Annotated in this window: 26 protein-coding genes and 1 tRNA gene; 23 read left to right on the forward strand and 4 right to left on the reverse strand. The window is 60.4% G+C overall.

The window, feature by feature from the left end:
* Nucleotides 1-18: 18 nt before the first annotated feature.
* The 10 genes from K419_RS0120470 (at nucleotide 19) to holA (ending at nucleotide 10,340) form a co-directional block, all read left to right on the forward strand.
* Nucleotides 19-2,001, forward strand: coding sequence for a HEAT repeat domain-containing protein (locus K419_RS0120470; protein WP_226377750.1), 1,983 nt, complete (start codon nucleotides 19-21; stop codon nucleotides 1,999-2,001).
* On the forward strand, nucleotides 2,001-2,867 hold the full coding sequence (locus tag K419_RS0120475; RefSeq protein WP_026843172.1) for a CheR family methyltransferase: 867 nt from the start codon (nucleotides 2,001-2,003) through the stop codon (nucleotides 2,865-2,867). Before K419_RS0120470 ends, K419_RS0120475 begins: the two co-directional genes overlap by 1 nt.
* Nucleotides 2,864-3,931 (forward strand): protein-glutamate methylesterase/protein-glutamine glutaminase, encoded by a 1,068-nt coding sequence (locus K419_RS0120480; protein WP_026843173.1) that lies wholly within the window; start codon nucleotides 2,864-2,866, stop codon nucleotides 3,929-3,931. The genes K419_RS0120475 and K419_RS0120480 overlap by 4 nt, the downstream gene beginning before the upstream one ends.
* A 25-nt stretch (nucleotides 3,932-3,956) precedes the next feature.
* Nucleotides 3,957-4,778, forward strand: a complete 822-nt coding sequence (locus K419_RS0120485) for a GAF domain-containing protein (RefSeq protein ID WP_026843174.1) — start codon at nucleotides 3,957-3,959, stop codon at nucleotides 4,776-4,778.
* Nucleotides 4,779-4,808: 30 nt separating this feature from the next.
* Nucleotides 4,809-5,186: a response regulator gene (locus tag K419_RS0120490; protein ID WP_012529183.1), complete on the forward strand. Its 378-nt coding sequence runs from the start codon at nucleotides 4,809-4,811 to the stop codon at nucleotides 5,184-5,186.
* A gap of 295 nt (nucleotides 5,187-5,481) precedes the next feature.
* Complete coding sequence (leuS, locus tag K419_RS0120495) at nucleotides 5,482-7,956, forward strand: leucine--tRNA ligase (RefSeq protein ID WP_026843175.1); 2,475 nt, start codon at nucleotides 5,482-5,484, stop codon at nucleotides 7,954-7,956.
* 25 nt (nucleotides 7,957-7,981) lie between these two features.
* Nucleotides 7,982-8,491 (forward strand): LPS assembly lipoprotein LptE, encoded by a 510-nt coding sequence (lptE, locus tag K419_RS0120500; RefSeq protein ID WP_226377748.1) that lies wholly within the window; start codon nucleotides 7,982-7,984, stop codon nucleotides 8,489-8,491.
* Nucleotides 8,492-8,581: 90 nt separating this feature from the next.
* Nucleotides 8,582-8,986: a nucleotidyltransferase substrate binding protein gene (locus tag K419_RS0120505; RefSeq protein ID WP_026843177.1), complete on the forward strand. Its 405-nt coding sequence runs from the start codon at nucleotides 8,582-8,584 to the stop codon at nucleotides 8,984-8,986.
* Nucleotides 8,987-8,988: 2 nt separating this feature from the next.
* Entirely contained in the window at nucleotides 8,989-9,300 is a 312-nt protein-coding gene (locus K419_RS0120510; protein WP_035497668.1) for a nucleotidyltransferase family protein, read from the forward strand.
* 50 nt (nucleotides 9,301-9,350) lie between these two features.
* A complete protein-coding gene (holA, locus tag K419_RS0120515) occupies nucleotides 9,351-10,340 on the forward strand; it encodes a DNA polymerase III subunit delta (protein ID WP_026843179.1) in 990 nt (329 codons plus the stop codon).
* A 175-nt stretch (nucleotides 10,341-10,515) separates the two neighbouring features.
* Here the strand turns inward: holA and rpsT are convergent, their stop codons facing one another.
* On the reverse strand, nucleotides 10,516-10,779 hold the full coding sequence (gene rpsT, locus K419_RS0120520) for a 30S ribosomal protein S20 (protein WP_012529189.1): 264 nt from the start codon (nucleotides 10,777-10,779) through the stop codon (nucleotides 10,516-10,518).
* Between the two features lie 391 nt (nucleotides 10,780-11,170).
* Here rpsT and K419_RS0120525 point away from each other — a divergent pair, with 391 nt between their 5' ends.
* Entirely contained in the window at nucleotides 11,171-11,800 is a 630-nt protein-coding gene (locus K419_RS0120525) for a class I SAM-dependent methyltransferase (RefSeq protein WP_026843180.1), read from the forward strand.
* Nucleotides 11,801-11,883: 83 nt separating this feature from the next.
* Here the strand turns inward: K419_RS0120525 and K419_RS0120530 are convergent, their stop codons facing one another.
* The 3 genes from K419_RS0120530 to K419_RS0120540 form a co-directional block, all read right to left on the reverse strand.
* On the reverse strand, nucleotides 11,884-13,269 hold the full coding sequence (locus K419_RS0120530) for a cytochrome c (RefSeq protein WP_026843181.1): 1,386 nt from the start codon (nucleotides 13,267-13,269) through the stop codon (nucleotides 11,884-11,886).
* Between the two features lie 180 nt (nucleotides 13,270-13,449).
* A complete protein-coding gene (locus tag K419_RS0120535; protein WP_026843182.1) occupies nucleotides 13,450-13,779 on the reverse strand; it encodes a hypothetical protein in 330 nt (109 codons plus the stop codon).
* A gap of 82 nt (nucleotides 13,780-13,861) precedes the next feature.
* Nucleotides 13,862-15,643, reverse strand: a complete 1,782-nt coding sequence (locus K419_RS0120540; protein WP_026843183.1) for a DUF3373 domain-containing protein — start codon at nucleotides 15,641-15,643, stop codon at nucleotides 13,862-13,864.
* 328 nt (nucleotides 15,644-15,971) lie between these two features.
* On the opposite strand from K419_RS0120540, the gene miaB reads away from it, so the two are divergent.
* The 12 genes from miaB (at nucleotide 15,972) to K419_RS0120600 (ending at nucleotide 26,184) form a co-directional block, all read left to right on the forward strand.
* On the forward strand, nucleotides 15,972-17,297 hold the full coding sequence (miaB, locus tag K419_RS0120545; protein ID WP_026843184.1) for a tRNA (N6-isopentenyl adenosine(37)-C2)-methylthiotransferase MiaB: 1,326 nt from the start codon (nucleotides 15,972-15,974) through the stop codon (nucleotides 17,295-17,297).
* On the forward strand, nucleotides 17,290-17,823 hold the full coding sequence (locus K419_RS0120550; RefSeq protein WP_051293144.1) for a bifunctional nuclease family protein: 534 nt from the start codon (nucleotides 17,290-17,292) through the stop codon (nucleotides 17,821-17,823). Before miaB ends, K419_RS0120550 begins: the two co-directional genes overlap by 8 nt.
* Before the next feature lie 111 nt (nucleotides 17,824-17,934).
* Nucleotides 17,935-19,005, forward strand: coding sequence for a M42 family metallopeptidase (locus tag K419_RS0120555; RefSeq protein WP_026843186.1), 1,071 nt, complete (start codon nucleotides 17,935-17,937; stop codon nucleotides 19,003-19,005).
* A 269-nt stretch (nucleotides 19,006-19,274) separates the two neighbouring features.
* A complete protein-coding gene (guaB, locus tag K419_RS0120560; protein WP_012529197.1) occupies nucleotides 19,275-20,744 on the forward strand; it encodes an IMP dehydrogenase in 1,470 nt (489 codons plus the stop codon).
* Between the two features lie 138 nt (nucleotides 20,745-20,882).
* Nucleotides 20,883-22,433 carry a glutamine-hydrolyzing GMP synthase gene (guaA, locus tag K419_RS0120565; protein WP_012529198.1) on the forward strand — a complete coding sequence of 517 codons (1,551 nt, stop codon included), beginning with the start codon at nucleotides 20,883-20,885 and terminating at the stop codon, nucleotides 22,431-22,433.
* Between the two features lie 166 nt (nucleotides 22,434-22,599).
* On the forward strand, nucleotides 22,600-23,292 hold the full coding sequence (locus K419_RS0120570) for an HAD family hydrolase (protein WP_026843187.1): 693 nt from the start codon (nucleotides 22,600-22,602) through the stop codon (nucleotides 23,290-23,292).
* Nucleotides 23,293-23,349: 57 nt separating this feature from the next.
* Entirely contained in the window at nucleotides 23,350-23,649 is a 300-nt protein-coding gene (gene flgM, locus K419_RS0120575; protein ID WP_026843188.1) for a flagellar biosynthesis anti-sigma factor FlgM, read from the forward strand.
* A 100-nt stretch (nucleotides 23,650-23,749) separates the two neighbouring features.
* Nucleotides 23,750-23,824, forward strand: a tRNA-Gly gene (locus K419_RS0120580).
* Between the two features lie 122 nt (nucleotides 23,825-23,946).
* Nucleotides 23,947-24,156 carry a type II toxin-antitoxin system HicB family antitoxin gene (locus K419_RS0120585; protein WP_026843189.1) on the forward strand — a complete coding sequence of 70 codons (210 nt, stop codon included), beginning with the start codon at nucleotides 23,947-23,949 and terminating at the stop codon, nucleotides 24,154-24,156.
* The gene (locus tag K419_RS0120590) at nucleotides 24,153-24,395 is read left to right on the forward strand and encodes a type II toxin-antitoxin system HicA family toxin (protein ID WP_026843190.1); all 243 of its coding nucleotides are present in this window, start codon (nucleotides 24,153-24,155) and stop codon (nucleotides 24,393-24,395) included. Before K419_RS0120585 ends, K419_RS0120590 begins: the two co-directional genes overlap by 4 nt.
* A gap of 284 nt (nucleotides 24,396-24,679) precedes the next feature.
* On the forward strand, nucleotides 24,680-25,003 hold the full coding sequence (locus K419_RS0120595) for a hypothetical protein (RefSeq protein ID WP_026843191.1): 324 nt from the start codon (nucleotides 24,680-24,682) through the stop codon (nucleotides 25,001-25,003).
* Entirely contained in the window at nucleotides 25,000-26,184 is a 1,185-nt protein-coding gene (locus K419_RS0120600) for a DUF2974 domain-containing protein (RefSeq protein ID WP_026843192.1), read from the forward strand. Before K419_RS0120595 ends, K419_RS0120600 begins: the two co-directional genes overlap by 4 nt.
* Nucleotides 26,185-26,265: the final 81 nt, after the last annotated feature.

Consider the following 26,265-nt stretch of genomic DNA (forward strand, 5'->3'; position numbering starts at 1 on the left):
GTCCTGGAAGACATATCGATAAAACTCAGCAGCCGCGACGAGGAGGAACGGCGCCTTGCCGTGCTGGCCCTGAGGGACCACCCCTTCGCGAGCACCATGCCGCTCATCTTCAAGGCCATGGGGGACGAAAGCTGGCGCGTCAGGAAAGAGGCGGTCACGGCGGTTCTCCAGGCGCAACCGCTCGAAGCGCCGGTGCTTGAAGCCTTGATCGCAGCGTTGCGCTCCTCGGAGAACGCGGGGCTCAGGAATTCCGCGGTGGAGGCGCTGGAATTGATCGGCGCCGCCGCGGTGCAGCAGCTTTGCGCGCACCTGAACGACTCCGACCCCGACCTGCGCAAATTCGTCATCGATATCCTCGGAAACATCGGCTGCGAAAAGTGCCTCCCGCTTCTGGTCCGGGCTCTCGACGACGACGACATGAACGTGCGGGTCGCCGCCGCTGAGAACCTGGGCAAAATTGGGGACGCGGCAGCTCTGCCGCACCTGTTGGCGGTGCTGGAGGGGGGGGAGATCTGGCTCAAGTTCACGGTGCTGGATGCTCTGGCCCTGATCGGCGCCCCGGTGCCGCTCGTCTCGCTTGCCCCGCTGCTTAAGGAAAGCCTGCTCAGGCGCGCGACGTATGACTGCCTCGCGGCCTTAGGCGACGCCCAATCCATTCCCATACTGCTGCAGGGGCTGCAGGAAAAGGCGAAGAACGCCCGCGAGGCGGCCGCCATGGCGCTGATGCGGGTGCGTGAACGTCTGCCGGCCGAAAAGCAGACCCCCCTGGTCGACCTCCGCTTGCAGGAAATGAGCGGCGGCCCGATCGCCAAGAAGCTGATCGATTCGCTGCACAGCGAGGACCCCGTGGTCTTGAGCGCGCTGGTCCGCATCGTGGGGACCATCGGGGACACGCGGGCGGCGCTGCCGCTTCTGCACGTCTGCCGCAGCGAACGGCTCAGAGACGTCTGCATCGACGCGTTTCGGCGCATCGGCCCCACGCTCTTGCCGGAGCTCGTGGACCACTTCCCGGCTGCGGTTCCCGTCGAGCGCGCCGTGATAGCGCAGCTCATCGCCAAGTTCGGCGACGCCGGCCAGGAAAAGCTCCTCCTCGACGGGCTCCTCGACGACTCGGCCCAAGTCAGGCGCTCTTGCGCGCTCGCCCTGGGGAGGCTCAAACCCCAGGGAGCCGTGACGCGCCTGGCCGAGCTGCTCGATGACGACGAGCCGCAGGTGCGCGAGGCGGCCCTGGAGGGGCTGCGGGCGTTTGCGGCCACCGAACCCGCCACCCTGAGCGTGCTGGCCTCGGCGCTCACGCGCGCGCAGCTTCCCGCCAAGAGGCGCAACGCAGCTCTCATCCTCGGGGCCCTTGCGGACGGCGAGCGGCTCACGCCGCTGGTGAAGGACGAGGATGCAACGGTGCGCCAGGCGGCGGTGTCGTCGCTGGGGCGGGTCGAACTTCCCCAGGCGCTCTCGCATCTGGCTCTGGCGCTTTCGGACGAGGAGCCGGAGGTACGCCTGGCTGCGGCGCATGCCCTCTCCGACCATGGTGGACCCGACGCGCTGGCGCCGCTTTTGCTGGCCTTGAACGATAGCGATCCATGGGTGCAGACGGCGGCGCTCAAAGGGCTTGCCCTCCTGGGGAACTCAGGCGCACTTCCCGGCGTCATCGCGCTCTTGGACCAGGCCAGCGGCCCGGTGCTGATCGCCGCCCTTTCGACGGTGGCGGCACTAGGGGGGGCAAATGCCCTCGCCCCGGTGGAACAGGCGCTCTCAAACGGCGACGAAGAGGTGGTGGAGGCGGCGATCGAGATCCTGTCCGGTTTCGGCTGCGGCTGGATCGATGGGCACAGCGACCTCCTTCTCGCTCACCCGCACTGGATGGTGCGGCGCAGCTTCGTGCGCGCCCTGGCGAAACTTCGGGGGGGTGAGTCCGTGGCGATCCTGGACCGGGCGCTGGCAAGCGAGTCGGACCAGCTGGTGCGAGGCGAAATTGCGGCATTGCTCGGCAGGCTGCGCTGATGCCGTTCTTCGAACCCGGACTGCACCTTACCGAAGAGGAATTCCGCCTGATCAGGGACCTGATCTATCATCACTGCGGCCTCTTTTTCGACGACGACTCCAAGTACCTTCTGGACCGGCGCCTTTTGCAGAGGGTCACCCTCCATAACCTCTCCGGGTTCAGGGAGTACTACCAGTTCCTGAAGTACGATCGCGCGAAAGAGCAGGAGATCTCCGACATCATGGATCTCCTCACCACCAACGAGACCTACTTCTTTCGCGAGGCGTTCCAGCTCCGGGCCTTCACCGACGAGATCGTCCCCGAGCTGATGAAGCTGAAACGCGACCGCACCCTGCGCATCTGGAGCGCCGGCTGTTCCACCGGGGAGGAGCCGTACACGATAGCGATGCTCTTTCTGGAAATGGGGTGCTTCGACGGGTGGCGCATAGACATAGTCGGCTCGGACATAAGCCACAGGGTGGTGCAGCACGCCCGCAAGGGGGTCTACGGCAAGGCCTCGTTCCGCGCCACCGAAGAGCGCTACCTGAAGCGCTTTTTCACCGAGACCGAAGGGGGATACCGGATCAACGACGAGGTCCGGGAACTGGTCACGGTAAGCCAGATGAACCTCTTCGACCAGAACCGCCTGGCTCTTCTGGGAAAAATGGACGTGATCTTTTGCCGCAACGTCATCATCTACTTCGACGAGGCCTCGAAGAAGAAGGTGATCGAAGCCTTTTACAACACGCTTAGGGGCGGAGGGTACCTCCTTTTGGGGCACTCCGAGTCCCTGATGAACATCACGACGTCATTCGCGCTCAAACACCTGAAAAACGATATGGTCTACCAGAAAACCAACAGTACCGGCGGCGGAGTGGTCACGTGAAAAGAATACGGGTAGTAGTCGTCGACGATTCGGCATATAATCGCCGCGCCATAACCAGGATGCTCGAGGAGCTTCCCGGGGTCGAGGTGGTGGGGTACGCCACCAACGGGGAGGAGGGAATCAGGCGCGTGATCGACCTGACCCCGGACCTGGTGACCCTCGATCTCGAGATGCCGAGGATGGACGGCTTCACCATGCTGCGCATCCTGATGGCCAACACGCCGGTCCCGGTCATCGTGATCAGCTCCACGAGCGGCGACGAGAAGGTGTTCAAGGCGCTGGAACTGGGGGCGGTGGACTTCATCGCCAAGCCCACCAGCGTCATCTCCGACGAGCTTTTGAAGATCCAGCAGGACCTGCACGAGAAGGTGCTGAGCGTCTTCAAGCTGAACATGGCGCGTGTGCAAAAGCGCAGCGAACCGGAACCCCCCGCCCCGGAGATCGCCATTGCCGCCCCGCCTGTCGGGGAGGCCGGGGCCATCGACATCGTGGCCATAGGGGCCTCTACGGGCGGGCCTCCCGCGCTGCAGCGGATCTTCGCCTCCTTCAAGGACGCGCCCCCCTTCGCCATGGTGATCTCCCAGCACATGCCGGCGGGCTTCACCACCGCCTTCGCCGAAAGGCTCAACCGCAGCACCGGTTTCGAGGTGAGGGAGGCAAAGGACGGCGACGAGGTGCTTCCGGGGCGGGCCCTGATAGCCCCCGGCGGCAAGAACCTGGTCTTCGCCAGGATGGCGGACAAGGTGGTGGCCCGCGTCGTCGAGCCCGGGCCCAAGGACCGCTACATCCCTTCGGTGGACGTCATGCTCCGCTCCTGCGCCGAGCTCTACCGGCAGCGGATGCTGGCGGTGGTCTTGACCGGGATGGGGAACGACGGGGCGCTGGGGGTGCGCGAGGCGAAGAAGGCGGGCGCCCAGATCGTGGCGGAGTCGGAGGAGAGCGCGGTGGTCTTCGGCATGCCGCGGGAGGCGATAGCCACGGGGCTGGTGGACAAAGTGGTGCCCATGGACGACATGGCACGCGAGATCATGCATCGCTGCGGCTTCATGCCGCGGTTTGGCTGACAACAAGACGAAAACCGGAGTGCGTATGCAAAAGGACGATGAACGTATGGTTCATAGCAGGGGCGAGGAGTTCCTGCAGGTTTTCAAAAAGGGTGCCGAGTTCACCCAGGACCTGCTCAAGGAGAACGAGCGGCTGCGGTTCAGGGTGCTCGAGCTCGAGAAGTTCCAGACTTCAGGCGGCGAGGCCGGGTCCGGAGCCGACCTGAGGAAGCTCACCGAGCGGATCGCCGATCTCGAAGCCGAGAAGCAGGAGATCCTGGACCGGATCAAGCACGTCGAGGAGGAGAACCAGGATTTCGCGGCGCGCTACCTGGAGATCGAGGACGAGAACAACAACCTCGCCAACCTCTACATCGCGAGCTACCAGCTGCACTCGACGCTCGACTTCAAAGAGGTGCTCCAGATCATCACGGAGATCATCATCAACCTGATCGGGGCCGAGGAGTTCGCCATCATGCTCCTGGACGAGAAGAGCGACGAGATCCAGGCTGTGGCCACCGAAGGGGTGGAGCGGAGCGAGATCCCGCCGGTGCGGTTGGGCAAGGGCGTCATCGGCGAGGTGGCAACCTCCGGCGAGAGCCATTTCGCCACCGACTTCGACGCCTACGAGCGCGACTTCACCGCGCCCATGGTCTGCATCCCGCTCAAGATCAAGGAGCACGTGATCGGCGTCCTCGCCATCTACAAGCTCCTGATGCAGAAAAAGGAGTTCGCGCCGGTCGACTACGAGCTGTTCACGCTCCTGGCCGGGCACGCGGCGACCGCCATCTTCAGCTCCAGGCTCTACAGCGATTCGGAGCGGAAACTGTCGACCATCCAGGGATTCATTGATCTCTTGACCAAATAATCAGCTATTGAAATGGGGGATACAGGTCAGATGTCAGATTACAACGTTTTGATAGTTGAAGATTCGCCGACCATGAGGCAGCTCATCGCCTTCGCCCTGAAAAGGATCCGCGGCGTCCGCATAGTCGAGGCCAACGACGGCGTGGACGGGTTGAAAAAGCTCTCCTCGGAGCGGTTCGACCTGATACTCACCGACATCAACATGCCGATCATGGACGGGTTGAAGCTGGTGAGCCTGGTGAGAAACGACGCCAACTACAAGGCGATCCCCATCGTGGTGATCACCACGGAGGGGGCGCAGGAAGACCGGGAGCGCGCGCTGGCCCTGGGGGCGAACGACTACATCACCAAGCCGATCCAGCCCACGAAGATCCTGGACGTGGCGAAGAGCCTGCTCAAGATCGCCTAGAGCCATTAGGCTCTTGCCGCGGCGGGAGAGGCGCTGGCTGAGCGCATCGCCCACCCGGCACCCTCCGAGGGGAACAAAAGCCGCCCCTGCGGCAGCCGCCCCTGCGGCCCCGCCGGATAAACTGTCGCGGTTGCGCAGGCCTTAGCGGCCGGCGGCGCTGCTGCCGGTGCGGCGCTGACGCTCCAGATCTATCCCGCTTCAGCGGTTTCAACACGAACAACTGTTTATTGCAGCAACTGCAATTTATTCAACAATACGCGCGTCCCCGAGCCGGACGCCTGGAAGGCGGTTTTTAATGGAAGAGAAATACGTTCCCTCAGCGGTTGAGGAGAAATGGCAGGGTTACTGGGCTGAGCACAAGAGCTTCAAGGCGAACGAGGATCCCAGCCGGAAGAAGTACTACCTGCTGGAGATGTTCCCGTACCCCTCGGGGAAGATCCACATGGGCCACGTCAGGAACTACTCCATCGGCGACGTCATCGCGCGCTTCAAGAGGATGCAGGGGTACAACGTGCTGCACCCGATGGGGTGGGACGCCTTCGGCATGCCCGCGGAGAACGCGGCGATCCAGAACAAGAGCCATCCCGCCAAGTGGACCTACGAGAACATCGCCTACATGCGCGGCCAGCTGAAAACGCTCGGCCTTTCCTACGACTGGGACCGCGAACTCGCCACCTGCGACCTCGACTACTACAAGTGGGAACAGCGCATCTTCCTGGAGATGTACAAGAAGGGGCTTGCCTACAAGAAATCCTCCGCCGTCAACTGGTGCCCCAAGTGCGAGACGGTGCTCGCCAACGAGCAGGTCGAGGACGGCTGCTGCTGGCGCTGCGATTCGCCGGTCCAGCAGAAGGAACTGGAGCAGTGGTCCTTCAGGATCACCAACTACGCGCAGGAACTCCTCGACGACACCTACAAGCTCACCGGCTGGCCGGAGCGGGTTCTCACCATGCAGAGGAACTGGATCGGGCGCTCTACCGGCTGCGAGATCGACTTCCCGCTGGAGAACGGGCTCGGGAAAATCAAGGTCTTCACCACCAGGCAGGACACCCTTTTCGGCGCCACCTTCATGTCCCTTGCCGCCGAGCACCCCTTGGCGCTGGACTTGGCCAGCGATGCGCAGCGCGCCGAGGTCGCGGCCTTCATCGACAAGGTGAAGAAGACCGACCGCATCAAGCGGGGGGCGGAAGACCTGGAGAAGGAGGGTGTCTTCACCGGCTCCTACTGCATCAACCCCGTCACCAGTACGAAGATGCCGATCTACCTCGCCAACTTCGTGCTGATGGATTACGGCACCGGCGCGGTCATGGCGGTACCGACCCACGACCAGCGCGACTTCGAGTTCGCCAGGAAATACAACCTGCCGCTCAAGGTGGTGATCCAGCCCGAAGGGGAGACCCTGGATCCGGCGACCATGACCGAGGCCTACACCGCCGAAGGGATCATGGCCAACTCCGGCCGCTTCGACGGCATGGGAAACGCCGACGCCAAGGAGGCCATCGCCGACTTCCTGGAAAAGGAAGGGATCGGCAAGAAGACGGTCAACTTCCGCCTGCGCGACTGGGGCATCTCGCGCCAGCGTTACTGGGGCAACCCCATCCCGGTGATCAACTGCGACCTCTGCGGCGTGGTGGCGGTCCCCGAGGCCGACCTGCCGGTCGTGCTTCCCATGGACGCCGAGTTCACCGGCGAGGGGGGGAACCCGCTGGCCCGCGTGGATAGCTTCACCACCTGCACCTGCCCGCAGTGCGGCGAGACCGCGCGCCGCGAGACCGATACCATGGACACCTTCGTGCAGTCCTCCTGGTACTTCCTGCGCTACTGCTCGCCGAAGTTCTCGGCAGGCCCCCTGGACCGGGAGAAGGTCGAGGCCTGGATGCCGGTGGACCAGTACATCGGCGGCATCGAGCATGCCGTATTGCACCTGCTCTACGCCCGCTTCTTCACCAAGGTGCTCAGGGACTTGGGTTACTGCAACGTGGACGAGCCGTTCTCCAACCTCCTCACCCAGGGGATGGTGATCAAGGACGGCGCCAAGATGAGCAAATCCAAGGGGAACGTGGTCGACCCCAACGCCCTCATCGAGCGCTACGGCGCCGATACCGCGCGCCTGTTCTCTCTCTTCGCCGCTCCCCCCGAGAAGGATCTGGACTGGAGCGACCAGGGGGTCGACGGTAGCTACCGCTTCCTGAATCGCGTCTGGCGCCTCGTTTACGACGTGCTCCCGGTGATCGGGGAGGCGGGCTCCGTGAACCCGGGAGAGCTCGGCGCCGAAGCCAAGAAACTCCGGCGTGCCGTGCACAAGACCATCAAGAAGGTGAGCGAGGACGTCGAAGAGCGTTTCCACTTCAACACCGCGATCGCCGCAGTCATGGAACTGGTCAACGCCATCCAGGCCTTTGCCGCCAAGGACGCGCCGGAAAACGTCGCCGTGGTGCGCGAGGCGGTGGAATCGGTGGTGCGCCTTTTGGCCCCCTTCGTGCCGCACTTCGCCGAGGAACTCTGGTTCCAGTTGGGCCACGCCTCCGTACTGGAAGCAGCAGGCTGGCCCGGCTACGACGCGGCCGCCGTGGTCGACGAAGAGGTGACCGTGGTGATCCAGGTGAACGGCAAGCTGAGAAGCAAGCTGACCGTCGCCCCTGACGCCAAGGAAGAGGAGATCAGAGCCCAGGCCCTGGCCGACGACAAGATCAAGCCCTATCTCGAAGGGAAGGACGTCAAGAAGGTCGTCTACGTCCCCGGCAAGCTGGTGAGCATTGTCGTCGCGTAACGGTGACAGCATGCCGGCAAGGAGCATGGCCCTGAGAACGATCGTACTGGCGCTTTTGGTCCTGGTTCTGGCGGGCGGCTGCGGCTATCGCCCGGTGGTGCAGCGGGGACCGCTCGCCGAGGCCAACGGCGTGGACATCGTTCTTTTCGCCAACAAGTCGTTCCGCCCCGGGGTGGAAGGGGTGCTGGCGCGCGACCTGATAGACGAGTTCGCGCTGCGCACAGGGCGGCGGGTGCTTCCGGGGGACAAGGCTCAACTGGAGCTCTCCGGAACCGTACTTTCCTACGCCACGTCGCCGGTTTCCTACAACCGGATGGACGCGATCCAGGAGTACTCGGCCGCCATGACCGTGCAGGCGAGTCTGCGCGAGAAGCGGACCCAGAAGGTGCTCTGGAAGGGGGAGCTGACCGAGCAGCAGGTCTACCCGGTCAACGCCAACATAGCATTGCAGCAGAATGCGGAAGAGGCCGCCGTAGCCAAGGTGACGCGCCGTCTCGCCGAGCGGATCTGGCAAAAGCTCGGGGAGCGCTTCTGAGGCTAAGCCGGGTCGAATCGATCACCTTAACGCCGCCCATTCAGCATCAGGCTGGTGGGCGGTTTTTTAACGGCAGTTCGGGAGCAGGCCATGGTCAGTGAAGACATCCGCTGGCAGCAGCGGTTCAACCATTTCGAGAAGGCGTTCTTGCTGCTTCGCGATGCCGTCGCGATACCGGCCCCCTCTATCGTGGAACGGGCGGGGCTGATACAGTTTTTCGAGATGGCTTTCGAGCTGGCCTGGAAGGTTTTGAAGGACTACGAGGAAGCAGAAGGGTTCAGCGTCAGGAGTCCGCGCGACGCGATCAAGCAGGCATTCGAGGCGGGAATGGTAACCCAAGGGCACGACTGGATCGATGCGCTGGAGGATCGCAATCTCACCACGCACACCTATAACGAAGCAACCGCCCAGGCTGTAGAGGAAAAGATACGCCACAGGTATTTCCCGCTGCTGGAGCTGCTGCATGCGGAGTTTCGCGCCAGGGCGGGCAGGTGAACATGCCTTACGGACTCCTGGAAAGAGACCTGGAGCACATCCTCGCAGCTGTGAAATCCCTGCCTGAGATCTCTCAGCTGGTGCTGTTCGGGTCGAGGGCCAAGGGTAACTTCAAGACGGGCTCCGACGTCGACCTTGCCATCAAAGGGGCGGCGGTCAATTACGACACGGCGCTCAAGCTGGCGGAGATTTTGAACGAAGAGAAGCCCCTTCCCTATTTTTTCGATGTAGTGCATTACGAAGGGGTCACCGAGCCCCGGCTGATTGAGCACATAGACCGGGTGGGCGTGGTGCTCTACAGCAAGGACGCGTAACGGCGATAGCGGATGGCTTTACCGATGAAGGAAACGAAAGAGGGACAGGCATGAAACCGGAAGAATTCATCAAGGCGGTCGACAAGGGGGAACTCGCGTCCCTTTACCTTTTGTACGGGGATGAGCCGTACCTGGTGGAGCGCGCCGTGAAGAAACTCCTGGAGCGCGCCGTGGATCCCTCCTTTCGCGACTTCAACCTGAACGTCTTCTACGGCAACGAGTGCAAGGGGGACGAGGTCTTCAGCGCCGCACAGACGCTGCCGATGTTCGCCGAGCGCAGGGTCGTGCTGGTGAAGAAGGGGGGGGAGCTTTCCGCCGGCGCCATGGAGATACTCCTCTCATACGTGCAGGACCCTTGTCCCGGGGCCTGCCTGATCCTGCAGGCGGAGAAGGTAGACGGGCGCAAGAAGTTCTACGCCGAGTTCAAGAAGCGCGGCGAAGCCGTCGAGTTCAAACGCCCCTACGAGAACCAGCTGGGACCCTACGTGCGCGACGAGGTGCGTGCCGCGGGGAAGAAGATAGACTCCGCCGCCGCCGAGCTTCTCGCCTTCCTGGTCGGCAACAACCTGCAGGAACTGGTCTCCCAGATCGAGAAACTCTGCATCTACTGCGGCAAGAAGGAATCCATCGGCGTAGCCGACGTCAAGGCCATCGTCTCCGACACCAAGGTCGAGAGCGTCTTCGAGTTCACCGACGCCCTGGGGGCGAAGGAGCTTCCGCGCGCGCTCAGGATGCTCACCTCCCTTTTGCAGGACGGCGAGGCGCCGCTGCGCATCCTCGGGGCCGTTTCGCGCCATTACCGGCAGTTGTGGCAGGTGCGGGAGCTTTTGGACCGCAGGCTTCCCCCCGCCGAACTGGCGAAGGCGTCCGGGATCAACCCGTATTTCTTGAAGAAGGTGACCGATCAGGCGAGAAACTACACGGTGGGGGAACTGAAGCAGATTTTCGAGCGTATGCTGGAACTCGACTTGGCCTTCAAGTCGGGAGCCCTGGAAGGAGCGGCCTTCGAGCGTTTCGTGATGGAGGCGTGCCGGAAGTAGGAGTCGCTCACTCCGGCCGGTAAAACCTCCCTCACCCCGGCCCTCTCCCAGAGGGAGAGGGAGGTTTGAGAGCTCAGTCGAGCGGATATTAAATCGTCTGCAGCGGCAACACAAAAAGGGAATCCCCGTATGGGAATTCCCTTTTTCAGCTTTTCCAGCTCGATCAGCCCGGGGATTAGCCCAGGGTGTTGACCAGCTTGGTGAGACGGGAAACGTTCCTGGAAGCGTTCGAGGAGTGGATGATCCCCTTGGTAGCAGCGCCGTCAATGACGGGGATGGCCACAGCCAGAGCGGCCTTTGCAGCCTCCTGGTCCTTGGTGGCAACCGCTTCGCGGACGCGCTTGATGAAGGTGCGCAGGGTGGAACGTTCGTGCTTGTTGCGCTCCGTTCTCTTAGCCGTCTGCTTGATCCTTTTCATTGCCGATTTGTGATTTGCCAAACTGCACCTCCGGGTATTTTAAAAATGTAGCTTTTTAGGGTTTTTTGAAAGAGGAATTATATAACACTGCGGCGGCCTACTGTCAACCGCAAAGTCGACGGTAAGGTAAAAAAACATGCCCAGTTCGCGAACTCGTCAACATAGCACGGTTGCTGCCCACAAGCCAGCGATATTTCTCATTATGGTGCGTGGCGATTCCGGGTGCCCAAGGTGGACCCTGGGAACGAGATTGAAGCGCTGCGAGAACTTGCGTTCCCCCCTTTGAGAAGGGTAGGGGGGATTTCCCTAACAAAGGCGAGGGATGTATTGACATTCATATCTTTGAATATTACCATTGTCGCACCAAACGGGCCGCGTCGCGGCCCCACCCACCGCCCAAGGAGAAATCATCATGCAGCAAGCCAACAAACGTGACTTCGACGCCGTTGCCAACAGTTGGGACCAGGAACCGCGCCGCGTGAAGCTGGCACAGGACATCGTGAGCGCCATGCGCCGCGAGCTCCCCCTCGATGCCGGGATGCAGGCGCTAGATTACGGCTGCGGCAGCGGACTGGTCACCTTGGGACTTCAGCCGCTCGTAGGGAAGATAACCGGTGCCGACAGCTCCAAGGGGATGCTCGAGGTCCTGCAGCGCAAGCTGGATGAAGGAAAGGTAGAAAACGTGACGGTGCAGCTGCTGGATCTGGAGCGTCAGACGCTAGAGGCTTCCTACGACCTCATCACCAGTGCCATGACGCTGCACCACATGCAGGACGTCTCCGCCTTGATCGCCTCGCTTGCCGCGGCGCTGAAGCCGGGGGGCTTTCTCGCGCTGGCCGACCTGGAGACGGAAGACGGCAGCTTTCATGGCGATTCTAAAGGCGTCTTGCACCACGGCTTCTCCCGGGAATTCCTGGCCGGGGAGTTCTCCAAAAACGGCCTGCGGGAGGTGCGTGTGGTGACCGCCGCCGTCATGGAAAAAAAGGGGGCGGACGGCGGTTCGCGTTGCTACCCCGTCATACTTTGTCTGGGGCGTAAGTAGCCCGGCTTCTTCTCCCCAATATGAAAAGCCCCCCTTGTTGCAGGGGGGCTTTTCTTCCTTCCTATCCTACTGCGTGCTTACAGCTACCACTCTTCTTTCTGCTTCTCGGCCAGCTTCTTCATGAAGAGCTCGGGGCTGGTCAGCCTCACGATTTCCTTGTCGCTGTAGCCCAGGTCCTTGAAGTTAAGCACGCCGTTGGGCGCATGGCAGTTGGCGCAGAAAAGAGCCTTGCTCTTGGTGACCAGGTGGTTGCTGCCGAAGTAAATGGTCTGCCAACCTGCAACTGCCTCCTTGGCTACCTTCTCGGGGTCTTTCATCCCCAGGGTCTTCGCCGCGGAGAGGACGCCGGCGCGGGTGTCGCCGTTGGACATCGGCTGGGCGAAGTCCATGGAGAGGAGCTCCCCGGTCTGCTTGTTGTAGAAGGCCTTCCCCTGGAAGATCTTGAACGGGGAGATCTTGCTCTTGCCGTCCATTCTGCTCCCTTTCGGGCCGATGAAGTGCGGGGTGTTCTTTACGGTGCCGTTGTACCAGGCGTAGACCGGGGTGGTCTCGTTTGCCTCTTTTTTCAGCGTCGTCGGCTCGTAGAACTTGTCGGGCGTCTGCTCCCAAACGGTGAAGTCCTTGGCGAAGGCGCCGCCGGTGCGCGGGATGTGGCAGGTCTGGCAGGCGACCTTGGCGCTGTGGCGGTTCAGGTCCGCGTCCTTGTGCGGTTTGCCCCCGTGGCAGGAGGTGTCAGAGCAGGAGATGAAGACGTTGTCGTTGGCCCAGTTGTTGGGATCGTGTCCGGTCGGGATCTTGTGGTTCTTCGCCTTGTGGCAGTCCACACAGACCATCCCTTTGGCCGCGTGCGCGTCGGTATCCTTGGTGAAGGAGAAGCCGCGTTTCACGATGACGCCGCCGCCTGCCGCCTCATGGCAGACCATGCAGTTCTTGACGGTCGGCTTGCCGATGGCGAGCGCCGCCTTGGTGCTCCTGTCCTGCCCCATCACCACCTGCCCCTTCTCGTTCTTCGAGGCCTTTCTCTGGCGGAAGTCGTAGTCGGTCGAGTGGCAGACCAGGCAGTCCACTGCCGCCTCAGCCTCGGGGCCGGTGCTCCCGACGTCGCTCAGGTGGTTGCCGGGGTGGCAGGTGTTACAGCCGGTGAACTTGCTCTTGCCGGTAACCGGACTCTTCGGGATTTCCTTCAGGTTGTTCACGATGTCGTTGCCGTTGCACATGACGTAGATGCGGTTCTTCATCCCGTACTCTTTCTTCGGGTCGACGCCGTCCACGTTGGTCACCTTGGAGGCGTGCTTCCAGTGCACCGTGTCCATGAAACCCTTGGCGCTGCCGGGGTGGCACTCCTCGCAGGTCTCGGGGCCTTTGTAGCCGCTCTTGGCGATGGACTCCTTGCCTGGATGCTCTGCCATTGCCGTGGTTGCCGCCAGGGCGAGGCCGAAAACTGCCGCTATCATGCCTGTCTTTTTCATCGGTATCCCTCTTTAGTTTCGGTCCCGCCCGTGGGGCGGGTGTGGTACACAGCGCAGGAAGTCAATGCGCTGCCGGTTAAATATTCATATAATATGATGTAAAAGCCCAAAATGAACGCTGTAATCTCGGGAAACTACAGCGTCAGGAGCAAATCGGAATAAAAAGTCACTGCCGGCGCATCAGCAGCCGGCGGTCTTCCTGAAGAGCTTGGACACGTTCTTGCCGTCGATCGTTTCGTACTTGCAGCGGATCTCGTCCCCCTCGACGATCCTGTGGTCCTTGAACTTGTCCAGGGTGAGGTCGTCGTTAACGGTGATCACCACCAGCGCCTCGGTCTTGTTGTCCTTGAGGGTGGCGGTGGCGGTCTTGGCGTCCTTGCCGGCGATATCGATCTTGGTGATTACGCCCACCATCTTGATCTCTTCTCCGGCGCTCGCGATGCCGCTGAAGCAGAGGATGGAGAGTGCCGCGACTGCTACCAGAACCATTACCGAAACTGCTTTTTTCATCTTCGTTCTCCTTTTCGGCGGGGCGGCACCCTTTGTTGCCGCCCCGCCGTTTGTTGTCAGAGCTCTATTCTGGAGCGGTTCCTTAGAATTTCACTTCCAGCGTCGCGTAGATGTCGCGGGCGCTCTTGACCGGCGTCATCAGCATCATGTCGGTCGGCTGGATGCTGGAAATCTTGACCGGAGCGCCAACCCAGTTGTTGCTCCCGGTGTATGCGAAGTCGTAGTACTGGAAGCCGATGCGGAAGAAGGCCTTGGAGATGTAAGAGGAGACCGGCTTGCTGTTGAGTTCCTGGATCAGGTAAGCTTCGTAGACGTCGCCGCGGGTACCGACCTTGGAAGTCCACATGTCGTCAGCAGCAGGTGCGAAGGTGATCCAGTTCTTGGAGCCGTGGTTGTACTCGAGGCCCAGCTTGGTCTTGCTCGGCTCGTAGTCGTAACGCGCGCCGACGTAGGTGGCCCAGCCGGTTTTGCTGGTGGGGGCTTCAGGGTTGAAGAAGCCGCCGGTCATCAGGCCTTGGAACCCGGCATTGCCGGAGACACTGTCGTTCGGATGGGTGACGCTCATCCCGACGTCGCCGAAGAAGTTGAGGTTGCCCGGGCCGACTTTCTTCAGCGTGCTCATGGCGCCGAGGCCGTACCAGTCGATCGCGCCGAGGTTGACGGCAGGAGCGGTATTGCCGAAGTAGGTGTCGTTCATGGCGGGGAAGTCGAAGATGTTGAAGCCGCGGTTGTACTGCAGCCAGACGCGCAGCGGGTCGGTGTCGACCGGGATGATGGCGAGCCCGAGCATGTCGGTGTCTTTCAGGTTGTTGTTGGCGGTTTCGAAGCCAGCCTCGAAGCCGCGGCCGTAACAGATCTTGGTGTAGGCGCCGGGAAGGGCTTCGATGTCGGGGGCCCAGCCGAGGGTCATGCCGTCGAAGGCGTAATCGACGAGAAGGGCGGGGGTGCCGCCGTTGCCCGGGCGCTCATTGTTCAGACGGAGGTTAGACGGCGCACCCTCGGTGGAGGGGCGACGGCCCACGGAGAACCAGATCGGCTGCTCGGCGATGTTGGACCAGGTTGCATAAGCGCGGTCGACGTTAAGGAAATCGCTGGAAGGAACGCGCCCGAGCGTGCCGTCGAAGACCCCGACGCGGTCGGCGAAGAACGGAGTGGCGCCGCCGTTGGTGACTGCCTGGTCGTCGCCGGATCCGAAGGTTTTGTATGCTAGCAGGCGGACGTTGACGGTCACGTCCTTGGTCGCCTTAGCATGCATGTTCAGGCCGAACCTGTTGGTATAGAGGGTGTCGTTGTTTGGCTTGTAAGCGGGGACACGCTTGGCGTAAGTGGTTTGCAACGCGCCTGCCATCTGTTGCATACCCTGGATCTGCGCCTGTTGCGCCGGAGGTAACGTGGCTATCTGGGCAGGGGTCATAGCCAACGTCTGCATCATTTGGCTTGCAGCGCTAAAGCTTGTGGTCCCCTGCATGGTCTGCACGAGCGGCATCAGGGCGGGAAGCGGAGTCCCTGCCAACGTGCCGCCGCCGAAGATTCTGCCCTGAAGGTCGTTCTGCGCGTTGGTGAGGGAGCCGAAGGCATCGGTGTACGCCTTGGTGCTGCCGTTCAGACTGTCCAGCCTGAAGCGGTAGTCGCCGCCGATGGTGAGCCACCTTCCCAGCGATTTTTCCTCGATCTTGTCCACCTTGCGGGTCAGATCCTCGATCTTCTTCTGGTCAGTGCCCCCCTTCTGCTCCTCTAGTTTCTGCACTTTCTTGGTGAGTTCCTCGATTTTCCTCTGCATTTCCTGCTCGTCCGCCTGCGCCACCGCAGGTACGGCCAGTGCGCAAACGGCCGCGCCGACCAACAGCTTTTCCAGTTTTCTCATGTACCTCTCCTTTTTGTTGCTGGTGTTAACCACCTTCACTCTGGGGGAAATAAATCGGCGCGATGTAATGTGCCGGAATAGCTTGGTTGGACCGGACCCGAATCCATACGAAAAAAAGTCACGTAACTTGCGAGGAAATTAATCCAGCTTATAATCCTTAGCTATTTATATGTCAATATATTTCTTATTGAATATTCCATTATTGCTATAGGAAATTTTAATTATATTGTCGCGCGGGGCGGAGCAGTGCGGACTCGGCGGTAATAGGTGTTGACGAGGCAGGTGCAGTTTTCGTACTATCCATCTATTTAACCATCGGGAAAAACACGTGAACCAAGCAAAAAAGCTCTACCTGGAAACCTTCGGTTGCCAGATGAACGTCAGTGATTCAGAGAAGATAGTTACCCTGATGAAGGGGATGGGATACCAGCAGACGCAGGACCCGGTCGATGCCGACCTGGTTTTATTGAACACCTGCAGCATCAGGGCTACCGCCGAGCAGCGGGTCTACGGGCACCTGGGGAAGTTCAAGTCGATCAAGAAGACAAAGCCGGGGCTCATCATCGGCGTGGGCGGCTGCGTCGCCCAGCAGGAGGGGGAAAAGCTCCTCAAGAAAGCGCCTTTCGTAAACCTTGTCTTCGGCACCCACAACCTGCACCTGCTGCAGGGGATGGTCGCGGCCGCCGAGGAAGGGAAGCGGAGCAGCCAGACCGACTTTCTTGACGACGAAAAGCGGTTCGATCTCTTCCCGCACTCCGAGGCGGAAGGGGGGGGGACCCGGTTCGTCACCGTCATGCAGGGATGCGACAATTTCTGCGCCTACTGCATCGTTCCGCACGTGCGCGGCCGCGAGATCAGCAGGAGCGCCGCCAAGGTGGTCGAAGAGGTACGGGCCCTGGCCGATTCCGGCGTCACCGAGGTGACCCTTTTAGGGCAGAACGTGAACTCTTATTGCTCCAAGCAGCCGGGGGAGCCGGATTTCCCGGACCTTTTGCGCTTGGTGGCGCAGGTCGACGGCATTGAGCGTATCCGGTTCACCACCTCGCATCCCAAGGACATGTCGCCAAGGCTCATAGAGTGCTTCGCCGATCTTTCGAAGCTTGCCCCCCACATTCACCTTCCCGCCCAGTCGGGAAGCGACCGGGTGCTGCAGAAAATGAACCGCGGCTACACCGCGCAGCAGTACCTGGCCAAGGTGGCGGCGCTCAAAGAGGCCTGCCCCGGGATCCAGTTCACCGGCGACATGATCGTCGGCTTTCCCGGCGAGGACGAGGCGGCCTTTCAGGACACCATGGCATTGATGGAGCAGGTGCAGTACGCCGATCTCTTCTCCTTCATCTACTCGGCGCGTCCGGGGACCAAAGCCGCAGAGTATGCCGACGACGCGACCCGTGCCGAGAAGCAGGGGCGCCTGGAAAGGTTGCAGGCGGCACAGAAGCAGACCACCCTGGCCAGGAACCGGAGCCTGGAAGGGACGGTGCAAAAGGTGCTGGTGGAGGGTTTGAGCAGCACAGGCGACTCCCTCTTCGGCAGGACCGGCGGCAACCGCGGCACCGTCATGGCGGGGGACCCCTCCCTGGCCGGACGGGTGCTGGACGTGAGGATAGTGGAAGGGTTGCAGACCCTGCTCAAGGGCGAAATCGTCCATGACTGAAATGAAAACGGGGGAGGCGAAGATGTATCTGGAGATGAAGGTGTTCGGCTTCGCGCTAGATGCCATCGCGCAGATGCCGGTGATCATACTGAAGGATGCCGAGGAAAAGCACGCGGTGCCGGTCTGGATCAACGCCCAGGATTCCGTCGCCTTTGCCGCCCAGTTCGTGGGGCGCGAAGCGGCTGCCAGGACCCGCCGCAAGGACGTCTTTACCGCCCTCGTCGAACAGATGGAGATGACGCTGTCCCGCATCGTCATCGAAAGCCTTAAAGACGGCGCTTTCACCTCCTCCGTGCGGCTGTTGCCCAGGGACGGTGAGGAAATCCGGCTGGAAGTGCACGTGACCGAGGCGATGCTCCTTTCGCTCAGGTACCAGCAACCCGTGCTGGTGGACCCCGACGTGCTGGCCCAGGTCTCCACCCTCGACCTCAAGGAGGACGGCCTGGCCGGCGAGAACAACGCCCGTCGTTTCGTCGACTTCCTGGATCACATGGATCCCGCCTCCATGGGGAAATACCCCATGTAGAAGAGGCAGCCCGTGTAGAAAAGGTGCCCGGCATGTGAATGAAGCCTTGGCAGTTCGCAGTTTCTCAATCTTAATCTCAATCTTTATCTTTATCTGCTTCTCGGAGGTTTCATGCGCGACGCATCTTTCGAATTCCTGCAGCAATTGCTGGCGGCGCCCAGCCCCTCGGGGTACGAGCAGCCTGCCCAGCGGGTCTTCCGCTCCTACATAGAACCCTTCTGCCAGGTGGCGACCGACGTCATGGGGAACGTCTTCGGCATGATCCAGGGAGCGGGAAATAACCGCCCACGCATCATGGTCGTCGGGCACTCCGACGAGATCGGGCTCCAGGTCCGCTACCTGGATGACAACGGTTTCATCTATTTCTCCGCCATCGGCGGGGTCGACCCCCACATCACCCCCGGCATGCGGGTCCACGTACACACCGCCAAAGGGAAGCTGAACGGCGTGATCGGCAAGCGCCCCATCCACCTGATCGAGCCCAAGGAGCGCGATACCGTCATCAAGCTGGACGCCCAGTACATAGACATCGGCGCCGCCAACAAGAAAGAGGCCCTGGAGTGGGTGCGGGTAGGCGATCCCATCACCTTCGCCGGCAACCTGGAGCGGCTCTTCGGGGACCGCGTCAGTTCGCGGGGACTCGACGACAAGGCCGGCAGCTTCGTGGTAGCCGAAGTGCTCCGCCGCGTCTCCGAGCTTCCCGACCAGCTCCCCATCGACCTCTACGGCGTCTCCTCGGTCCAGGAGGAAGTCGGCCTGCGCGGCGGCACCACCAGCAGCTACTCGGTGAACCCCGACGTCGGCATCTGCGTCGAGGTGGATTTCGCCACCGACCAGCCCGACGTGGACAAAAAGCACAACGGCGAAGTAGGCCTCGGGAAGGGGCCGATCCTTCCGCGCGGCGCCAACATCAACCCGGTCCTCTTCGACCTTTTATCTGACACCGCTACCGGCAACGGCATCGCGGTCCAGTACACCGGCATCGCCCGGGCGACCGGCACCGACGCCAACGTGATGCAGATTTCCCGCGGGGGCGTCGCCACCGCCTTAGTGAAAATTCCGCTGCGTTACATGCACACCCCGGTGGAGACCCTGTCCCTTGCCGATCTGGACGGGGCGGTCGAGCTGATCGTCGCGTCGCTTGCCAAGATGGGGCACAAGGAAGCCTTCATCCCGATGTGATTCACGTTGAGGTTGCCCCTTTGCGAAACTTCATCGGGGGAACCTGTCCACCGAGCAGAGCACGACCACTCACGTTCCCCCCTTTGCGAAGGGGGGGCAGGGGGGATTTGTCTGGATCTCGTTAACCCCCTCTATGTAAACGATAAATTTGGGAAATCATATGATTTTTGGGCCCTTGATTAGGCAAATTTCAGTTGACTTGGACTGCCCCTTGTAATAGGTTTTCCGGTTAATATCCCGCGCCCCAAACAACAAAAGGAGTCTCCCTAATGTTAGAAAGCAGCCTCCCGGAAGGTCTTACCTTTGACGACGTCCTGCTCCTCCCTGCCCACTCGCTCATCCTCCCCCGCGATACCGATTTAAGCTCCAGGCTCACCAACAACATCCAGTTGAACATCCCGCTGGTGAGTGCCGCCATGGACACTGTCACAGAATCGAGGGCGGCTATCTGCATGGCGCGCGAAGGGGGTATCGGCTTCATCCACAAGAACCTCACCGTCGCCGAGCAGGCGATGGAAGTGGATAAGGTCAAGAAGAGCGAATCCGGGATGATCGTGGACCCGATCACCATGCGCCCCAACCAGCGCATCCGGGAGGCTCTGGAGATGATGGCGAAGTACAGGATCTCCGGGGTGCCGATCACCAAGGCCAACGGCAAGCTGGTAGGCATACTGACCAACAGGGACCTCCGTTTCGAGACCAACCTGGACCTGCTCATCTCCGACCGCATGACCAAGAGGAACCTGGTCACCGTGCCGGTCGGGACCACGCTGGAGCAGGCGAAAGAGCACCTGAAGCACACCAGGGTAGAGAAGCTTCTGGTGGTCGACGGGGAGAAGAACCTCAAGGGGCTCATCACCATCAAGGACATCGAGAAGATCAAGAAGTACCCCAACGCCTGCAAGGACTCCCTCGGGCGCCTGCGGGTAGGCGCTGCAGTCGGCCCGACCCCGGACGTAGACGCGCGCATCGACGCTCTCCTGAAGGCGGGCGTGGACGTCGTGGTCATCGACACCGCCCACGGCCACTCCCAGGGGGTAATCGACACCATCGCCCGCATCAAATCCGACTTCCCGGGGCTTGAGCTCGTGGCCGGCAACATCGCCACCGCCGACGCCGCCGAGGCTCTGATCAAGGCCGGCGTCGACGCCATCAAGGTCGGCATCGGACCGGGCTCCATCTGCACCACCCGCGTGGTCGCCGGCATCGGCGTCCCCCAGATCACCGCCATCGCCGAGTGCTCCAGGGTAGCCAAGAAGCACGGCATACCGCTCATCGCAGACGGCGGCATCAAATACTCCGGCGATCTCACCAAGGCCGTTGCCGCCGGCGCCGACGTCGTCATGATCGGTTCCCTCTTCGCAGGGACCGAAGAATCCCCGGGCGACACCATCCTGTACCAGGGCCGCGCCTACAAGAGCTACCGCGGCATGGGCTCCATCGGCGCCATGAAGGAAGGGAGCAAGGACCGCTACTTCCAAAGCGACGTCGACAGCGACGTGAAGCTCGTACCCGAAGGGATCGAGGGGATGGTTCCGCTCAGGGGACCGCTTTCCGCCAACGTGCACCAGCTGATGGGCGGCCTGCGCGCCGGCATGGGCTACACCGGGAGCCGGACCATCGTCGAGCTGCAGCAAAACGGGCGCTTCGTCAGGATCACCGGCGCGGGCCTCAAAGAGTCCCACGTGCACGACGTCATGATCACCAAAGAAGCCCCGAACTACCGGGTGGAAAAATAAGGCGCAGGGAACGGCAAGGCGCAAGGAACCGGCTCACGCAAAGCCGCAAAGACGCAAAGAAAAGCTGGTTCGGCAGTACTTTGCGCCTTGGCGTCTTTGCGTGACAGCTTTTGACTTAAAAAATAAGGAATTCATCCAATGACCATCGACATACACTCCGAGAAGGTGCTGATCCTCGACTTCGGCTCCCAGGTAACCCAGCTGATCGCCAGGCGCGTGAGGGAGCAGAGCGTTTACTGCGAGATCCACCCCTACAACATGGCGCTCGAGAAGATCAAGGCGTTCGCCCCGAAGGGGATCATCCTTTCCGGCGGCCCCTCCAGCGTCTACGACAAGGACGCCCCGCACTCCGACCTCGGCATCTACGATCTAGGCATCCCGGTCCTCGGCATCTGCTACGGCATGCAGCTGATGACCCAGCAGCTGGGCGGGCGCGTGGAGCGCTGCGACAAGCGTGAATTCGGCCGCGCGACGCTTGCCCTCGACGGCAAGAGCGAGATCTTCGCCGGCTTCGACGGCGGCGCCGAGGTTTGGATGTCCCACGGCGACCGCATCGAGGCGATGCCGGCCGGCTTCCAGCTCATGGCCCACACGACAGGCTGCCCCGTGGCCGCCATGAAGGATGAGAAGCGCAACTTCTTCGGCGTCCAGTTCCACCCCGAGGTGGTGCACACCCCGCGCGGCGACGAGATGATCGGCAACTTCCTCTTCAACGTCTGCGGCTCGAAGCCCACCTGGACCATGGCCAACTTCATCGAGACCGAACTGGCCAGCATCCGCGAGAAGGTCGGCACCGGCAAGGTCCTCTGCGCCCTCTCCGGCGGGGTCGACTCCGCCGTCGTCGCCGTCCTGATCCACAAGGCGATCGGCGATCAGCTGCACTGCGTCTTCGTCAACAACGGCCTTCTGAGGAAGGGCGAAGCCGACAAGGTGGTGAACCTCTTCACCAAGCACTTCAAGATCAACCTCGCCCACGTCGACGCCGCCGACCGCTTCCTCGGCATGCTGGAAGGGGTCTCCGACCCCGAGCAAAAGCGCAAGATCATCGGCAACGAGTTCATCTACCTCTTCGAGGAGGAGGCCAAGAAGCTGGGTCAGGTCGATTACCTGGCGCAGGGGACCCTCTACCCCGACGTGATCGAATCCGTCTCCACCAAGGGCCCCTCCGCCGTCATCAAGAGCCACCACAACGTGGGCGGTCTCCCCGAGAAGATGAACCTGAAGCTCCTGGAGCCGGTGCGCGAGCTGTTCAAGGACGAGGTGCGGCTTCTGGGCAAGGAACTCGGCATGCCCGACGAGGTGGTGTACCGCCAGCCGTTCCCGGGTCCCGGCCTCGCCATCCGCTGCATCGGCGAACTCTCCGCGGAGAAGCTCGACATCCTGCGCGATGCCGACGCCATCGTCATCGAAGAGATCAGGAAAGCCGGGTTATATCGCGAGATCTGGCAGTCGTTTGCCGTACTGCTGCCGGTCAAGACCGTCGGGGTCATGGGCGACGCCAGGACCTACGAGTGGACCGTGGCCCTTCGTGCCGTCAACTCCCTGGACGGCATGACCGCGGACTGGGTCAAGCTCCCCTACGAGCTACTCGGCAGTATTTCCTCAAGAATCATCAACGAGGTGAAGGGCGTGAACCGCGTGGTTTACGACATCAGCCAGAAGCCCCCCGCAACCATCGAGTGGGAATAAATAGCCCCTCCCTATGGAGGTTCGCTTTTTGCAGTTGAAACGCCGCGGTAGCCGGGTAGAAGCCGGTTGCCGCGGCTCTTTCATATCTGGGGACTTTCGGTGGGGGACTGGCTCCGCCAGGTGCCTGTCCCCCTTTTCACCGTCCCCCTTTACTTGGAGAAAGAACATGGCTCCTACGCGGCTGCTCATTTTCGACCTGGACGGGACGCTGATCGATTCGCTCCCCGACCTGACCGACGCCACCAACCTCATCCGCAGCAACTACGACCTCCCCGAAATAGGGATTCCCGAGGTCCGCAAGCTGGTAGGGCAGGGGGCGCGGAACCTGGTAGAGCGGGCGCTTCCCGGATCCACTGCGGCGCAGGTGGACCAGGCGCTGGGCGTATTTCTCGATTACAACCTGGCCCACATAGCCGACAAGACCCGTCCCTATCCCGGCGTCCCCGAGACCCTGAGGAAGCTGAAGGGCTTCGGCATCCCCATGGTGGTCCTCTCCAACAAGAACGTCGCCCTCTGCAAGGAAGTCCTCGCCAAGCTGGGTCTCGGTGACGCCTTCGCCGAGGTATTCGGGGCCGATTCATTCCCCTACAGGAAGCCCTCGCCCGAGCCCGTGCTGGCCGTCCTGAGGCAATATAAGATCGAAGCCGCTGAATGCGTCATGGTGGGGGACAGTATCAACGACATCGCAGCAGGATTAGGGGCTGGCGTTTTCACCGTCGGCTGTAGTTACGGTTATGGCGAGGTGAGTGAGCTTGCAGGAGCCCACTATCAGGTATCCGATTTTCAGTCACTGCTGAATTTGCCGTTTTTTAACACAAAAACGGTGAGCGATGAAAAAAAGCTAAAGTTATTTTCTTAGCTGTCGAAACAGAACTAAACCTTATTCCGTACCTTACTTATCGGGGGCAAGAATCAGATGAAAATCGAAGAACTCAATCCGAATCCGGCAGCAACCCAACTCTCAGTCGTGCGGGCGGACAAGCCCGAAGTGGCCGAAGCGAATGGGGAAGCAAATGCTAAGCAGCAGCCGGCAGCCGACAAGGTCGCGCTTTCCAGTTACATCCCGGTAGTTCCCAAAGCGCAGCGGCGTCTGGATTTTAGAAACGAGAAGGTGGAGGAATTGAAGTCGCAGATACAGGCAGGGACCTATCAAGTATCAGGTCGTGCCGTAGCAGAGAAGATGCTTTCCAAGATCGTGATGCCGAGCGCCGCTTAACCAAATGGAGGAGCGGAAGAAAGAAAAGGTAGGGACAGGTAACTAAACAAAACCATTGACAGCGACGGGTAAAGTGCGGTACAAAGACCACTCGATTTAAGCGGGAATAACTCAGTGGTAGAGTGTCAGCTTCCCAAGCTGAAGGTCGCGGGTTCGAATCCCGTTTCCCGCTCCAAAAGAAAAACAATCCCCAGTTGCCAAGAAGCGACTGGGGATTTTGCTTTTGGTCACTATTTCATGTAGCATTCCCTAAGTACAGCCTGAGCACATCACGTTAAACCGAAGAGGAGTTGCAGCGTGAAAAGAGAATACACCGTCATAATTGAGCAGGATGAAACGGGCTACTATGTTGCCGAAGTGCCGGAACTCGAAGGGTGCCACACTCAGGCCAAATCGTTGGATGAACTAATGGAGCGCGTGAGAGAGGCAATAGAGCTCTGCAAGGAAGCAGCAGAATCCCAACGTCCTCGCAAGCATCTGGTTGGAGTGCAGAGGATCGCGGTGTGACACGTTTCCCTGTCCTCGAAGGTAAGGTGGTCGCCGAAATCTTAAAGACCTTTGGCTTCTTCGCCGAGCGGCAACGAGGAAGCCATCTCTTTATGAAGCACCCAGATGGCCGTGTAACAGTCGTCCCATTGCATGCCGGCGAAGTTATTGGACCTGGTCTGTTCGCAAAGATCCTGCGTGATGTGAAACTGACAAGGGACGACTTTTTGAAAGATAAAAAAGGAAAACGAAAGGCCTGAGATATCAGACCATCCTCGATGAGTACATTTCCGCATTGTTCCATTTCACCCCCCTCAGTATCACAGATCTCCTGTATTCTTTCACTCTTCAAAAGAAGCTTTCAGTAACAGTTGTGCCCCCCCCTGATGTCTAATCTGACCCGGTTCCCAACCGTCAATGTAGGAAAGCCTTTCGGAGAGTTGCGACCAATGACTCTCTTGTTTGACCACCATATTCTTATTTGACCTCCATATTTTGACGGGTATATTTTAACGTCTTTTAATTGTGCAGATTGGGAGGACGCATGGACATCAGCCAGGAACGAATGGAACAACTGGGTAAATTAGCGTTCGTGAACAAGATAGCGGAGATGTTACTGGCGACCGAAGCCGTCTCCCGTGACAATGACTTCCAGACTGTTTGCTACCATGTCGCGAAGGTGTTGGATGAAGCTGAGGAACATGGGATCAAGACAGAGCGGTTGATGGGGATGTACGTGCTCCTGCGCCTGGGCGACCGGGTCAACCCTTACGACATTCCCAAATACGCCGCCGTACTTGATGATCCTTCCCTGCCGGAAGCAGACAAAGCCCACCTGTTACAGATGATCCGCATCGGCGAGCTATGAGATGGCTGGCCGTTGTTGGCGGAAACATCGCCGGAAAACTCGGGGAACTAAGCGCCCCGCAAGATACTGGTTCTCCTGAATTCAAGAAACGGCAGGCAATCCAGGAGTACAACGCGCTCCTGGACCGGACCAGTCCGACTGAGCCGGCGGGCGACCCTTGCATGAAGTGTCTGAGGTCGCAGAAGGGTAGGCGGCGCAACGAGCGGCATGATCTGATCCGAAAGGTGCAGAACGATGCAGCGTCGGAGGAGAACCCGGTAGTCCACAAACGTATGATGGAGACCGCCGACCGCCTGTCCAAAGACATGGACCGGGTAGAGGATGCCAGGCTGTCGCTTCACACCTACACCGCGAATGAAGATGGTCCCCAGGAAGAGTTTCTGAAGCCCCTGCGCGACCAGGCCCCGCCGGGTTTCAAGATCGCCTCCTTGGATAAGGTGGCTGAGGATTTTGGGGTGGATCGGGGAGAGCTCGAAAGTATCCTTAACGATAAAGACTGCCCTACCCAGAAAATCATGATTTACGAGCGCGATACAGAGCTCCTAGGACCAGGGCCTAAATATACTGTGGCTTTCCGCGGCTCTACCAGGGACAAACGTGACTGGAACAACAATGGCCGGAATGAGGCTGGATTCGAAGCGCCACATCAGAAAAACGCTGCGGAACTAGGAGGCTTTCTCAAAAAGGCAGTAGATAACACTGGCAAACGAATAGACGATTTGATCTCTGCAACGGGTCATTCGAAGGGAGGATCTGAGGCTCAAGCCTTTGCCGCAGCCTCAGGGTGTTCAGCGCGAGTTTACAACCCAGCGGGGTTCAACCCAAAGCAATATGAAGAAACGAAAGGGGTCGCCGCGGAAAAAATGCGTGTTGACCGCACAACTGTGATCGTTCGACGCGCTGATGGAGAAGTTATTTCTTCCTCAGAAAAAGAAGGCCAAACAGACCCTCTTTATTATGCACAACATCAGGGACTTACCCAACTTGTCATGACTAAACCGGTTACAACAGGTCCACCACGTGAACTGGCTCCGATTGACCCAAATCTGAGTGTGCCGTGCAAGGAACAGTCGGATACTGAGGCGCACTCGATGCTTCAAGTTATTGAAGCGATGGAAAGAGATAAACGGTCTGATCAGGAAGCACTGAGCCGCTACACCCAAGCAGTAACCACCTGTTGAGGTCGGGTAGCGAGAGGCATATGAAAAAGATATCTTGGATGCTCAGGCAGCTAACGGTTTTTCTAACTTGCATCATAGCAA

It is taken from the genome of Citrifermentans bremense R1, assembly GCF_000426865.1.
GTDB classification, from domain to species: domain Bacteria; phylum Desulfobacterota; class Desulfuromonadia; order Geobacterales; family Geobacteraceae; genus Geomonas; species Geomonas bremensis.

Coding starts and splice junctions, on each gene's coding strand:
- K419_RS0120475 (WP_026843172.1), top strand. CDS start 2,001: ATGCCGTTCTTCGAACCCGGACTGCACCTTACCGAAGAGGAATTCCGC.
- K419_RS0120485 (WP_026843174.1), top strand. CDS start 3,957: ATGCAAAAGGACGATGAACGTATGGTTCATAGCAGGGGCGAGGAGTTC.
- K419_RS0120490 (WP_012529183.1), top strand. CDS start 4,809: ATGTCAGATTACAACGTTTTGATAGTTGAAGATTCGCCGACCATGAGG.
- leuS (WP_026843175.1), top strand. CDS start 5,482: ATGGAAGAGAAATACGTTCCCTCAGCGGTTGAGGAGAAATGGCAGGGT.
- lptE (WP_226377748.1), top strand. CDS start 7,982: ATGGCCCTGAGAACGATCGTACTGGCGCTTTTGGTCCTGGTTCTGGCG.
- K419_RS0120505 (WP_026843177.1), top strand. CDS start 8,582: ATGGTCAGTGAAGACATCCGCTGGCAGCAGCGGTTCAACCATTTCGAG.
- K419_RS0120510 (WP_035497668.1), top strand. CDS start 8,989: ATGCCTTACGGACTCCTGGAAAGAGACCTGGAGCACATCCTCGCAGCT.
- holA (WP_026843179.1), top strand. CDS start 9,351: ATGAAACCGGAAGAATTCATCAAGGCGGTCGACAAGGGGGAACTCGCG.
- K419_RS0120525 (WP_026843180.1), top strand. CDS start 11,171: ATGCAGCAAGCCAACAAACGTGACTTCGACGCCGTTGCCAACAGTTGG.
- K419_RS0120530 (WP_026843181.1), bottom strand. CDS start 13,269: ATGAAAAAGACAGGCATGATAGCGGCAGTTTTCGGCCTCGCCCTGGCG.
- K419_RS0120535 (WP_026843182.1), bottom strand. CDS start 13,779: ATGAAAAAAGCAGTTTCGGTAATGGTTCTGGTAGCAGTCGCGGCACTC.
- K419_RS0120540 (WP_026843183.1), bottom strand. CDS start 15,643: ATGAGAAAACTGGAAAAGCTGTTGGTCGGCGCGGCCGTTTGCGCACTG.
- K419_RS0120550 (WP_051293144.1), top strand. CDS start 17,290: ATGACTGAAATGAAAACGGGGGAGGCGAAGATGTATCTGGAGATGAAG.
- K419_RS0120555 (WP_026843186.1), top strand. CDS start 17,935: ATGCGCGACGCATCTTTCGAATTCCTGCAGCAATTGCTGGCGGCGCCC.
- guaB (WP_012529197.1), top strand. CDS start 19,275: ATGTTAGAAAGCAGCCTCCCGGAAGGTCTTACCTTTGACGACGTCCTG.
- guaA (WP_012529198.1), top strand. CDS start 20,883: ATGACCATCGACATACACTCCGAGAAGGTGCTGATCCTCGACTTCGGC.
- K419_RS0120570 (WP_026843187.1), top strand. CDS start 22,600: ATGGCTCCTACGCGGCTGCTCATTTTCGACCTGGACGGGACGCTGATC.
- flgM (WP_026843188.1), top strand. CDS start 23,350: ATGAAAATCGAAGAACTCAATCCGAATCCGGCAGCAACCCAACTCTCA.
- K419_RS0120595 (WP_026843191.1), top strand. CDS start 24,680: ATGGACATCAGCCAGGAACGAATGGAACAACTGGGTAAATTAGCGTTC.
- K419_RS0120600 (WP_026843192.1), top strand. CDS start 25,000: ATGAGATGGCTGGCCGTTGTTGGCGGAAACATCGCCGGAAAACTCGGG.